Source organism: Gimesia panareensis (genome assembly GCF_007748155.1).
Lineage (GTDB): Bacteria > Planctomycetota > Planctomycetia > Planctomycetales > Planctomycetaceae > Gimesia > Gimesia panareensis.
Genome location: NZ_CP037421.1, coordinates 6,702,400 through 6,715,138, shown reverse-complemented (window position 1 = coordinate 6,715,138; position 12,739 = coordinate 6,702,400). Strand labels below are relative to the sequence as shown.

The following is a 12,739-nucleotide window of genomic DNA, read 5'->3' as shown; positions in this document are numbered from 1 at the left end:
AGGTGTCTGTCATGAAACCCGAACTTCTTTCCCCGGCTGGAACCCGTAAAGCCATGCAGTACGCATACGCCTTTGGTGCGGACGCGGTCTATGCAGGACAGCCGCGCTACAGCCTGCGTGTGCGGGAAAACGAATTCAATAAACTGGACGTCATGGCGGATGCGGTCGCTGAAGCCCACAAGCTGGGTAAGAAATTCTATATCGCCAGCAATATAGCTCCTCACAATCTCAAGGTCCGCAGCTACCTCAAAAATATGGAGCCGGTCATCGATATGCAGCCCGACGCGCTGATCATGTCGGATCCCGGGCTGATCATGATGGTTCGCGAGCGGTGGCCCGATGTGCCGATCCACCTCTCTGTGCAGGCGAACGCCGTTAACTTCGCCACTGTCAAGTTCTGGCAGAAGTTTGGACTGACCCGCGTGATCCTCTCTCGCGAACTGTCCATCAAGGAAGTGGCTGAGATCCAGGAAGAATGTCCCGACATGGAACTGGAAGTCTTTGTCCACGGGGCGCTCTGCATCGCCTACTCGGGACGTTGCCTGTTGTCAGGCTACATGAATCACCGCGATTCCAACCAGGGCAACTGCACCAACGCCTGCCGCTGGGATTACAAAGTCAATGAAGCAGTGCAGACACCAGAAGGGGACATTGTTCTTAAAAATCCGCCTCCCCCACAAAAACCGCAGCTGCCGATCGTGGACCAGGTTTTCCTGCTCGAAGAGCCTCAGCGACCCGGCGAATACATGCCCGCCTACGAAGACGAGCATGGCACCTACATCATGAACTCCAAAGATCTGCGCGCAGTTCAGCATGTGAAGACCTTTACCGATATGGGAATCAGCTCCCTGAAAATCGAGGGTCGGACCAAGTCTTTCTTTTATGCCGCCCGTACAGCGCAGGTCTATCGCAAAGCAATTGACGATGCTGCCGCTGGTGTGGAATTCAACTATGATTTGATGGAAATGCTCGACAGCCTCTCCAACCGGGGCTACACCGAAGGTTTCTTCCAACGTCATGCCTCAGAAAGCATGCAGAACTATGAGCACGGTCGTTCGGTCGCCAGCAAGCAGCAGTTTGTCGGCGATATTATCGACCGTGATGCAGACGGCCTGATTGTGGACGTCAAAAACAAGTTCGGGCTCCAGGATGAACTCGAACTGATGACCCCAGCCGGAAACACTGTGTTCTCACTGAAATCGCTGCTGAATCAGAAATCGGAAGCCGTGGATGTGGCACCTGGCAGCGGGCATGTCGTCAAGATTCCCTTCACAGAGAATCAACTCGAAGAGAGTGCCGGTCAGTTGAGTGATCATGACCGGCAGTTCGCGCTGCTGATGAAATCGGTTCAGACACCAGCGACTGTTTCTCTGACATAAAGCAGCTTATTTCTGGCCAGAGATAGTCAGTTCATTATTGACCTTGCGAACTCCCGGTTCGAGCATGGCGAGAAACTCCACCAGCTTGCGAGTCCCGGAGGAATCGACCTGTCCGCGCAACGTAACGCTGTGATCGGCGTTGACCTGAAACTGGACACCGTTCAGTTTTTCATGACGGGTTTTGAGTCGATCGAATGAACTTCCCATGGAAGTGGACACGTTTCCGACGGGAATCGGCGAGGCCGTAAATGCCACCCGTAACTGGGGTCGAAACTCGGGAACTTTCGGACCGGTCTGTCCTGCATTCCGCTGGTTCAGACTGTTCTGGGAACCGCCGGTCGTAGCGCGATTGAAATTCCGAGTCTGCCCTGGAGCACCACCAGTTGCCGACTGGGTGTTATTGCGGCCGATAAACGCATTCTGGGTGGTATCTGAACGGCCAATAAAACTGTTTTGTGCGTTCAGATTTTGGGGCGTCCCCGTCCCGGAAGAGAGTGGTGTTTGAGTATTGTTTAACGGTGATTGAGCCAGGCCTGAGCTTCCCCCCAGGGAAGAGGTTGACCCGCCGATCGACTGGCTGCTGCTCCGGGTCGATTGCGAATTACCGCTGGACGAGAGTGTCTGAACCTGTCCCAGACAGCATTGTGGCTGAAAATAACTGACACACACACAACCGGCGGTGATGATTAGACTTGTGAAGAAATGTCTCGACATGATGTTCCCTTAAAACGGGAGCCGGAATCGGTTTCGCTCTGTACACATTATACCATCGTCATTTCCGGGGGGAAGCAAATAATCTGTTTGCAGGCTTCGCCCCTGATTAACGGTTTCCGCTCAGACGATACTGTCGGTATTCAGAACGTGCCTGAGGTACCTGTACCGATTCCTGTGAAACAGCTGCCGATTCCGCAAGTGGATGTTGCCTCTCATTGAGTAACTGACCTAACTGTTCCTCCAGTCGACGGATACGGAGATCCCGGTCATCGCCAACAGACGCGGCCTCAAGCGGAGCGGGTGACTCAGCGCTGACCTGTTGAATGACTGATTCCCGGACAGGCTCCGGAGAGCTGACGGGCTCTGGAGCAGTTTTCTTCTTGAGATCAGCGGCCAGTTCCAGTCGCTTGCCCCGTTCGCGGCGCGCCAGTGTTTCGACAGTCACAACCTCCTCTTTATTCTCAGAGGGTGGAGGTGTCTGTACCAGAGGCTGAACAGCTTCTGCGTGCGGTTTCTTTCCTTTCAGTTTCACGGAAACCATCCGGGAATAAACTTCGGGCGCTTCTTTCTGAGTCAACCTGACCCGCAGGCCACATTCGGCCTGATCGCTCCCCTTACGCACATAAGGAATAAAAACCTGGTAGGCCGGTCCCAACGTCGATTCGACAGCGTGAACCTGCCAGGCCCCTGCATCGAAATTGAACTGATGGATCGGTTTCGACTGTTCGTCGAGCTGGCCCTGATCATCGTAAAGGTAAACCATGACTTCTCCCTTTACATAGACGGGCGAAGTGTTGTTATGCTGAAAAAAGAGGAGCTGGCCGGCAAAACCGCGAGTCGGTAACCCATCGAGTCCCTTACCTTCAGCCGGTTCCCAGAGTGCGATGACTTCGACAGCCGGCTTCCTTGCACTGGCAAACTGTCCGGAATGCTGCCAGGTCCAGGTCGAAAGCGCCAGGCTGCTACAGCCGGTAAGAGGACTGAAGCACAACAGGCAGATCACAATTTTTTGCAAAGATCTGATCGGAGTCTGCATCACTTAGTCTCGTTTCCAGTAAGGGAACTTTGGTTTCTTGATGAATGATTTCGAAGGGGGCTTCGCTGGCCGGGCAGGCCTTTTGAGTGATTCATAACTCATCTGCTGAATTTCACCTCCCGGAGCCGGCGCGGGAGGTGTCTCAGGCATCGGATTCAGATTTGATTGCGGCATCACAGTCGTGGGAATCTCTTCCAACATGCCGGGCCCATCGGGCATGAATTCGGGTTCACCTGGAGGAACCGCAAAGATGGGTCCATGCATCTCTTCGGCTTTTTCTACCTGGAGGTGAATCCGTTCTGCTTCCACCTGTTTGATGAATTCGGAATCGGCATCGTTGCTGATGATTCGCGGCGTGAGGAAGACCAGAAGCTCTTTGCGACGCGTCGAAAGATAATCATAACGGAAAGGAATTCCCAGGAAGGGGATATCCCCCAGCCAGGGTACCTTGCGTTCAATCGTGGTATCAGATTCGGTGATCATGCCCCCGAGTACGACTGTCTGTCCATTGGGAACGCTGACCGTCGTCTGGACTGAGGTGATATTTTTGATGGGAGATTCTACTACGTTTCCGGTTGTCGCATCGGTAAAGATCGGAACACTCGATCCGTTAAAGTCACTTTTCTCTGCCAGGGTTTCCATGACGATGTTGCCATCCGGGCTGATGCGGGGTGTAACGGTCAGGATAATCCCTGCTTCCGACTGTACGATTACCGGGTTCGCTGAACCGACGGCGGTCACCGAGACCCCGTTGACCACGGGCACAATCTGACCGACCTGGATTTGAGCGGTCACATTATCCACGGTACGAATCTGAGGACGGCTTAAAATGTGAACGTTGCGTTTGGCAGCCAGGGCGCGAATCAGGATACTTACCGATTCCGAACTGGCTGACAGCACCAGCCCGCCGAATCCGAGGTCACTGTTACCACGCTGCAGCGAGAAGTTGCTCAATGCCTGCCCTGCAGTGTTTCCGGTATTCTGCGTATTGTTGGTTCCCAGCGGATTGACACTGTTAAACAGAAAACCTGGTGTTGCTTCCTGGGACACAATTGTCTGGTTGGTCTGCGTCACATTGCTGGACCCGGTCACCGTCTGCTGGACGGTCAGCACGTTATCGATGATACTGCGGTTAAACAGCAGGGAATCCTGCAGCCCCAGTTCCACGCCAAATTCGTCGTCGTTATCCAGTTCCACTTCCACAATCAGAGCCTGGATGATGACCTGTGGCGCCTCTTTATCCAGTTCTTTGACCAGATTAGAAACCTGCTCAAAATATCGAGGAGTCGCACTGATGATCAGATTGTTATTGATTGGTTCCGGAACCACGATCACTTCCCGCTCCAGCAGTTCAAAACTGCTGATCAGATCCGGATCCTGGGCAATCAGAGACCGTTGAGTATCGAGAAATTCGTTGATGGCCTGGGAAACGTCGGCAACCGGAGTGTTTTTCAGCTGAATGACTGTGGTTTCACGTTTGCGGCTGTCGGCTCCATCGAGCTTGAGCAGAATCGCTTCCACAATCTGCAGGGCATCAGCGCCCCCTTGTGCTACCACGGAGTTCGTCCGACGATCGACAGAGAACTTGAGCGGAATCAGGTTGCTGTTCGTATCGTTCACACCGGCGATCTGAATCCCCAGATCGGTCTGCTGATTATCAGTCGAGAATGTAGACTGCAGCAGCGTGACCATTGATTCGGCATCCGCATTTTTGAGCGTGAAGACTTTGAGCTCTGCAACGGAAGTGACCCGTTCGTCGAACTGTTTGATCAGCGCTTCGATCAGCTCCAGACTGTCTTTGGGAGCTGTCACGACCAGGGTATTGGCCCGGGGATCCGGAATCACGCGGATATCAGCCAGCAACCCCGATCTCAAAACCCGGCTCTGCTGGCCTTCGTGAGAAAGATACTCGAGGACGACCGAGCGGGCTTCCTGAAGCTGCTGAGCAGCTTCTCCACCAGCCCCACCGATATTCCCCCCCAGACCGGTTGTGGTCCGGGCTGCAGCCGGGTTCAAGACACTCTGCAGTGTCGCATTCAGCGTTTCAGACAGATCTGCAGCAATGGCATTTTTGAGCGGGAATATTTTGACGCGGCTCACGGCCTGTGACTGATCCAGATCGATTTTATTGATCAAGGCAGCCACTTCCTGCATGTCACGGGGTTGTGCCTGCACGATGATGGAGTTGGTACGAATGTTGGGTGAAACCAGAATTCGTGTTCCCAGTCCTCCCCGCTCGTTATAAAACTCGCGGAGTGTCGTCGCAACCTGACTGGCACTGGCACTCTTCAACTGAAACACACCGAATTCAGTCATGGGATTCACAGGCTGATCCAGTTCCTCGGCCAGCTTGAGGATCGAAGGCATGTCGGTTTCCGGGGCCAGAATCAACAGAGCATTAGGCTTGACCAGTGGAATAATTTTAATCTTCTGTTCCTGTCCCTGGATGGCCCGCAGTTTTACGAGATCTTCGTAAACCCCATTCAGCAGTTCTGCCAGTGCAGTGGAGTTAACGTGCCTCAGGTTTAACAGGTGGATATCGGGACGGGTCCCTTCGCTGAGCTTCTCCAGCTCTTTGATGATTTTCATCAGGGCGGCGACATCTTCATCTTTCCCCCGCAGAATCAAGACCCCCAGATCGGGAACCGATTCGATGTTGACGTTACCACTCAAATCCTGCAACAGTTCGGGCAGCGACGGTTTCGGGGGCGCGGTTTCCGGTTTATCGGCAGGCTGGGGTTGAGCAGGTTCCGTAGCAGGCTTCTCCTGCTGGGGCTCATCAAAGCCCATCTGATCGATGCGTTCCCGCAGTCGACCTATCTGCTGATCTCGAGGAGAAACCAGGCTGTCCGTATAGGATTTGACGGGCATTTTCTGAGGAGAGGCAGCTCGTGCGGAAGCAGTCTGCGTCTGCTGATGTAATGCCTGTGCGACACGACCAATCTGAGGTGATCCCGTCACCAGTTGAACGGATTCAGCATAACCATTGGCAGATCGGTCCAGTTTGAGAACGGTTGCTTTCAGAGCAGCCGCTTTTTGACGCGACGCTTCGAAAACCAGTTCGTTTTTCTGTTTATCGAGACCGACACGAAAATCAACCTGGGGTGAATTGACATCCAGTGATTTGCTGCTCTGTTCATCAATGAAAGTCTGCTGACGCTGATCAAAGACAACAATCCCGGGTAATCCCCGGGGGCCTTCTCCCTGAAGTTCTGACCGTGTTTCAAATGCGTGATAAAAGAGTCTGAGGATATCCGTACTATGAATCGTATGTGGTCGTACGCTGAACATGACCTTTTGAGGCTCAACGGTTTGTTTCTGCAGTTGACGGGCACTGTTTTCAAAAGCCGGTGGTTCGACAGAGTCTGCCAGATCAGCATGCTTTACTGCAGGAGCTGATGTAGGTGCAGGCTTCTGATGCGCGACCCGCTTGACTGCAGATAGTCCCTGCTCCGCCGGGGAAGATGTCTTACCGGCAGATTGAATTGTGGGGCGAATGTATTTTGCTTTGGCAGATCGCATGTCGAGAACGACCAGAAACTTGTCTTTCTGTAACAGACGGAATCCCTTAGGCTCCAGCTCCCGGTTCAGAATCTGAAAAGTTTCTTCAATCGTATGCGGACGTTTATCGCGTCGGGAGTAAAAACCTTTGGGAACAACGTCCATGACCAGGGTGAGGCCGCTCTGTTCGGCTACTTTGCGAAGAACCTGATCCCAGGTGGACTGCAGATGGTTTAAGGTAATATTGGCAACATCTTCATTCGGTTGCTTTTCCTGCTGATCCTCTACTGGCAGTTCTGAGACCGGTACACTTTTCGATGTCACCACAGCGGCTTTCGCTGACTGGTCAGACCCGGCAGCGGCCGGTTTGCGTAGACGGCCCCAAAACCCCAGTTTGTTATCAGCATAAACAGAAAGCGAGGGCCCACAGAGTATAAGAACTGCTAACAGACAACGGAGATGCCTGGAAAAGTTTCTGATTATTCGTTTGGAAGAAAACAAAGGTCACCCCATTTGAATCAGGAGTTAACGACAGGAATTGAGAGTCGGGAATGTGGACGCATCTCGGGCGAGATCGTCTCCGACAGAATCCCTACAATCGTTATTATCGGTAAAGTTTAACATTCGAGTTGAACAAAGGTTTTGTTTTTACAAAGAAAACCAGAGTTTTCCCGACAAGGAACCCTGACTGTAAACCATTTATTTATTTCCACTTACGAACACAGCACCCATACATGCGCAGACAGGATTACACAACTGACATTTTCTGACAGACAGATCAGGAGAAATAGGATTGATACAGGCACTTGGAATAGATGGGAAGGAAAGGTAGAGGCAGAATGGAATTTCCACACTCAAGAGAGGGATCGCGGTGTTAATTTAACACGGGGACTGATGTCAGGTTTCGCAGAGATCTGAAATTTTCTCCCAGAGAGAGCATCCAGGGTTTTCCGTCGATTTCCAGGACGACGTATTTATCCGTAATCGTTTTGACGACCGCATGCAGATCTGCCACATCGATCGCATCGCCCTCCTTGACTTCTCGTTTCTGGTTAGTTGCCCGATTTCGAATCCAGGCGATCCGTTTTCCATCCAGTTCAATGCTGCCCGTCAGAAATGTAAAAAAGGCATCATCCAGCGCGACTGTGACTGCAATTTTCTGCGAGTTGGAGGCAGCAGGAATCCCAGAATCGGTGACTTTGACTGTAACTGGATATTCCTTCAATTCGGCTGAAACGGATGGCGTCCAGGTTAACTCGCCGGTTTCGGCATTGATCCGCATGCCTTCAGGTGCCCCGGCCTCTAATTCAAATCGAAGTTTCTGGGCAGGTTCATCCACGTCTTTTGCTTTCACCTGCAGAGACAAGGGCCGTGCCTGATAAGCCGTCACGGAGGCAACCGTTTCCAGTTGGGGAGCAGTATTCTTTTCCAGGAATTCGATCTCGAATGATTTCTCGACCGTCTGATCTCCTTGCGTCGCAGAAACCGTCACCGGATACCGTCCCACTTTCTGTTCTTTCGCAGGTGCCCATTGCAGTTTGCCCGCTTGAGCCACAATCCCTGGTAGATCTGATTTGACTGTCACCTTAGGAGCAGCCTGGGAGGGGTTAATGCCGGAGAGAGGCAGACTCAAATCCAGCGTATTTCCTCTGACCACAGTCTGTTTTCCGATGTCGCGCAGTTCCAGTTGATAAACCTTATCGGGGACAGGTTTGGCGAAAGGACTGGCATCAGCAATCATCTGATAATCATACAGAGCCTGGAGATACTCTGGCACTTGAACGACAGTGGCCCCTTTGACATGTGGAGCCGGTTTGGTATCGAGCAAGCCACGCTGGACGGTCCACTCAGTCGCATTCCGAGAAGTGACATTCAGAATTTCGTTATCGATTTTGATCAGGAAACTTTCCCCGAGCGGGAAATACCGATCCCCCAGAACTTTGAGCACCTGCGCATCCTGTGTGAGAGGCTGCTGCAGTTTCGTACTGCCGTCCGTCGATTGATTCAAAGGTGCCAGTTCGACAGGTGTCCCCGACTCGTAGCGGGCCGGCACCGTCTGGCTGGCCCCGCGAACCAGGGACCAGGTATCTCCCTTGATTTCATTGACGGTCAGAAATTCCTGGTTGATGCGAATACGAAAAGGGGTTTCCTGGGGAAACTCGCTGGTGCCGTTCACTTTGAGGCTGGTTGCATCAAAATTGAGAGTTGCAGCCAGTCGGGCGCGTGGAAACAACAGTTCGCGCGGTTTGGCTTTGGTTAAGGCCAGTCCTTCTGCTGTCAGTTTCAGTTCAAGCGGATCAGACTTACCGGTGCCTGTCCCGTCCAGTTCCATACTGATGATGTTCTGCCGCAAGTCGGTCTGGTAAAAGTGCAGCAGGAAACGACACAATTGATCGTAGGCAGCGGTCCCTTCCAGGGATACCTGAATGGCGATGTAGGTCTTGCCTTCACGAATCCGTCTCCCCGGGGAGAGCTTGAGATTCGTAATCCCGGAGAGTTCCGCGAGATCATTCAGCCATTCCAGATAGAGCCGCTGCGCATCGTGTTCGTCCGGAGGGAGACTGTGTGCCACCCAGTCTCCAAGCTGTTTAGCGGAGCGAAGCAGTTCCAGCTCTTTCTGCTCTTTCTGGTCAATCTGCTGATTGATGACCTTAAGCTGATTTTGGCGTGTTGTCACTGGTTCGATGAAGGTCCTGTTAATTACAGGCATCCCGAGCCAGACCAGGATCACAGTTCCAAAAACCGCTGCCAGTATTTTTTCACGTTTCTGCATAGTTTAGACATTCAACTCAATTCGATACTGTCGCCGGTCAGTCAGTTGAATCTGCTGACATTATTTCTCGTTCGCAGGTGCTGTTTTCACCTGAGGTTTTTTCTCCTGAGTGTTTTTCTCCGGGGGCAGTCGCTCCGCGTCTATTTCAAAGGGAACCGGATATTCGGTATCCATGGTCAGATTGTTGCTTCGTTTGGGATGCACCCGGTAGTTACTGTGTGCCAGTTGCTGATTCAGATCTCGAACATCCAGATCATCTTTCGCATTTCCTGTTGTCCGCAGTCGACTCAAGGACTGGCCACTGGAACGATTCACCGTGAGTTCGCTTAAATAAATCCGGTCTGTTCCGGGTAGAACGTGGTCGAGTTCCTGGAAGACTTTTAAAGTGGGCGAATTTGATTTTTCCCATTCTTCAATAACAGCCACCGACTCCAGGGTTGGTTGGCCTCGTTTGAGCAGTTCATCCAGATCCCGCTGCACTTTCTTTCGATCTGCGATCTGATCATCCAGATCAGACACGCGGCGCTGCGTGAGGAAGAAAGCGGTGAGCGCAATCAAGACGACTCCCGCTACTCCGAGACCGATCTGCAGTTTTCGTCGATCCGGTTTCTCTTCGGCTTTATGCGGGTGCAGGAAATCCACCGTTTCCAATCGTTTCTGCTGCCGCGAATAAACGAGCCCCAGGGGCCCGGCCAGAGCTCCCAGTTGACTCTGTCCTGCATCGTTTTCCGAGCTATTCACATTGGCCAGCGGATTCAAAACTTCGACCGGACATTGATACTGCGCCTGCAGTTCCTGCACCAGTGAGTGCTGTGAGGTCTCTTCTCCAATTAATATGATGGAGGCAATATTCTGTCCCGCCAGTTGGGCACTGCGCGACATCAGAAACCGTTTCAGTTCGGTTTGAATGATTTGATTTGCAGCTTGTCCCTCTTCTATTGACAGAGGAGTGGAATTGGTAAACAGCAATCGACGCTGCTGTACCAGAGACATTTCCAGATAACCTTCCGCCGGATTCAGGATCAATGTCGGCGGTTCCAGATCGCTCGTGGAGGCATGGGCAATCCATTCTGCAGTGCTGATGGAACTGAGCCCCGTGGAAACGACTTCAAGTCCCATCGACTGAAATGTTTTCAGTGCTTTATCGTGTAATTCTTTCCCGATGCTGGTAACGAGCACCTCGCGAGTCGTCTTCCCTTCCTGAGCTGGCATCAGCAGATAATCAAGCATCAATTGTCCCAACGGAACAGAAGATTTCGTCGCTGTCTGGAACCGGACGATTTCCGGAATTTCTTCCAGGGGAACATCAGGAATTTCGAGCAGCCGTACCGTCGAGTCGTGTCGGGGAAAAGAAATCAGTACCTGTTTTGCCGAGAGCCCGCGGTGGTGAAGTTCGTTCTTGAGCCAACTGCCTGCTGAAACTGGATCCAGAGAGGGTTGATGCTGCTCGGGCCAGGTAATTTCAAACGTGCGTCTGATGGAAACGGAAGCCACTCCAACGTGTGCTTCCACTCCGGTCAGTTTTGTTTTTTCCCAGTTGATTGCCAGATAATCTGCCATACCACAGTTCTCAAATAAATAAATTGAACACGGCTGTCTTCAGATGCCCGCTGCGTTGAATCTCAGTCGCTACTGATCCTGCTGCGTTCCCTGAATCGTCGAGAGGTCATAGCCCGCCCCCAGGTTACTCAAATCGCGGACATACGTAATCCGTGGAGGAATAAAAGTACCATCAATGATCGCCTCCATGCGGGTCATTTGTCCGGATTGCCCGAAATATCCCAGCGACTGTACGTGAAAGACGTCGCCGCCACTACAGATATAAGGAGCCAGTTTCCGCATCTGTTCTATTGTCGTAAGCCCTTCAATCACAAGCCATCCTGTTGTCTGACGGGCCTGACTGATTTCTGTAGAAGCGGCTCCGTTTGTAACAGTCATTTGGGCATTGACGATCGCATGAGCCAGTGTTTCATCCATTTCCGGAATTCCCAGCAGGGTTTCCAGTCGGGCTTCACTGATCTGGATGCGACCTTCGATGTACTGGTTTTTCGTTGTCGTCAGAAGATCGTGCAGGATGGGCAAATTTGTGGTCATGCTGGAGGCATCCGCAGGCCAGGGACTCGACAATGTGGTCTTGGTGCCATCGATTTCGGTTTCCACTTCTGAGCCAATCAGATCGTAGATGGAATTGATCGAATAGGCGGCACCGGCAGAGAGATCCATGCCTCCACGGGTTACGGTGACTCCTTCTTCGGAAAACATCGCTTTCGCCAGACCGTTGGCCAGTTCATTTAAAGCCTGCTGACCCGAGGTGTTGCCTCCCACGGTTGTCAAAGTCGGTCCCGAGTCCAGATCATCAGCAGTCTGTACGGGACCACTCAGTCGATAAGCGACAATGAAACGAGCCTCGTCCGGACCGAGTTCGGTTTCCAGTTCGTCATAGAGTTCGGTCAACATGGTCTGATTCACGTTGATCTTTTCTGAACCATCCGGCCGGATATTGATTTCACGACTGTGGACAGTGAGGTAGGCAGACCAGCCAGCATCCAGTACCCCGTCTGCATTATCCAGAGGAAGAGTTACATCGCCATCGTTCTCGTTCGGGTCGAGGATTCCGTTGCGGTTCGTGTCTTCACCGTAGAGCAGTTCCGGCGTCACGTCGCGGACCAGCAGCAGTTCATCCAGTGATTCCAGAGGTGCGTTTTTCGCGTAGTAGGGTGATTCCAGAGTACTGTAATAATCGCTCTCCGCACCGTAAGCCCGGGGATCGTCGTCTTCATCAATCCAGTCCAGGATAGCAGAAGCGATTTCTTCCGTCATATTCGGGATATACATCAGCCGATCTACCGCGGTGAGCGTGACGTCCTCTGTTTCGAGCTCCAGTTCCAGTTCATCTTCCTCTTCGGTCGCCAGGATATTCAGGTTCAGCTTGCCTGATTCATTACTCAGTCCAAAACGGATCGTTTTCGACTGCGCGTCAGTAACGACCGGAGCCACCACGCTGAAGTAGCCACTGACACGTGGCACTTCACCGGGGACCAGGTTGGTATTCTGGAACTGGCTGGGATTATGATACGAATTCCAGCCATCAATCTCAGATCGATCTCCCACGTAGGCAGCTGCCAGTTCTATCCCTGAGAGCGCCAGTTCGCGCGACTGGAGGGAGCGACCGTAAATATTGGTCGCTTCCATCTCCACAATCATCAGTTCCGAAAACGTATACGCTCCCAGACTGAGCATCACGACCACGACCAGCACTACCAGCAGCGTACTGCCGGCGCGTTCCTGCCCACAGTAACTGGAATCAAATTGTGAGTGTCTGGTGTGTTTCATGAA

General features: G+C 52.4%; 7 protein-coding genes. 1 reads left to right on the top strand and 6 read right to left on the bottom strand.

Annotation, left to right across the window (positions count from 1 at the left end):
- The first annotated feature begins 11 nt into the window (after positions 1-11).
- Entirely contained in the window at positions 12-1,379 is a 1,368-nt protein-coding gene (gene trhP / locus Enr10x_RS25135) for a prephenate-dependent tRNA uridine(34) hydroxylase TrhP (protein WP_145451753.1), read from the top strand.
- A gap of 6 nt (positions 1,380-1,385) precedes the next feature.
- Here trhP and Enr10x_RS25130 read toward each other — a convergent pair whose 3' ends face one another.
- From Enr10x_RS25130 to Enr10x_RS25105, 6 genes are all read right to left on the bottom strand, one after another.
- Positions 1,386-2,093, bottom strand: a complete 708-nt coding sequence (locus Enr10x_RS25130) for a BON domain-containing protein (RefSeq protein WP_145451752.1) — start codon at positions 2,091-2,093, stop codon at positions 1,386-1,388.
- 106 nt (positions 2,094-2,199) lie between these two features.
- On the bottom strand, positions 2,200-3,129 hold the full coding sequence (locus Enr10x_RS25125; RefSeq protein WP_145451751.1) for a hypothetical protein: 930 nt from the start codon (positions 3,127-3,129) through the stop codon (positions 2,200-2,202).
- A 3-nt stretch (positions 3,130-3,132) separates the two neighbouring features.
- The gene (locus Enr10x_RS25120) at positions 3,133-6,954 is read right to left on the bottom strand and encodes a secretin N-terminal domain-containing protein (protein ID WP_145451750.1); all 3,822 of its coding nucleotides are present in this window, start codon (positions 6,952-6,954) and stop codon (positions 3,133-3,135) included.
- 550 nt (positions 6,955-7,504) lie between these two features.
- A complete protein-coding gene (locus Enr10x_RS25115; protein ID WP_197997358.1) occupies positions 7,505-9,307 on the bottom strand; it encodes a cadherin repeat domain-containing protein in 1,803 nt (600 codons plus the stop codon).
- A gap of 156 nt (positions 9,308-9,463) precedes the next feature.
- Positions 9,464-10,963, bottom strand: coding sequence for a type IV pilus biogenesis protein PilM (locus Enr10x_RS25110; RefSeq protein WP_145451748.1), 1,500 nt, complete (start codon positions 10,961-10,963; stop codon positions 9,464-9,466).
- A 69-nt stretch (positions 10,964-11,032) separates the two neighbouring features.
- Positions 11,033-12,736: a type II secretion system minor pseudopilin gene (locus Enr10x_RS25105; RefSeq protein WP_145451747.1), complete on the bottom strand. Its 1,704-nt coding sequence runs from the start codon at positions 12,734-12,736 to the stop codon at positions 11,033-11,035.
- Positions 12,737-12,739 lie beyond the last annotated feature (3 nt).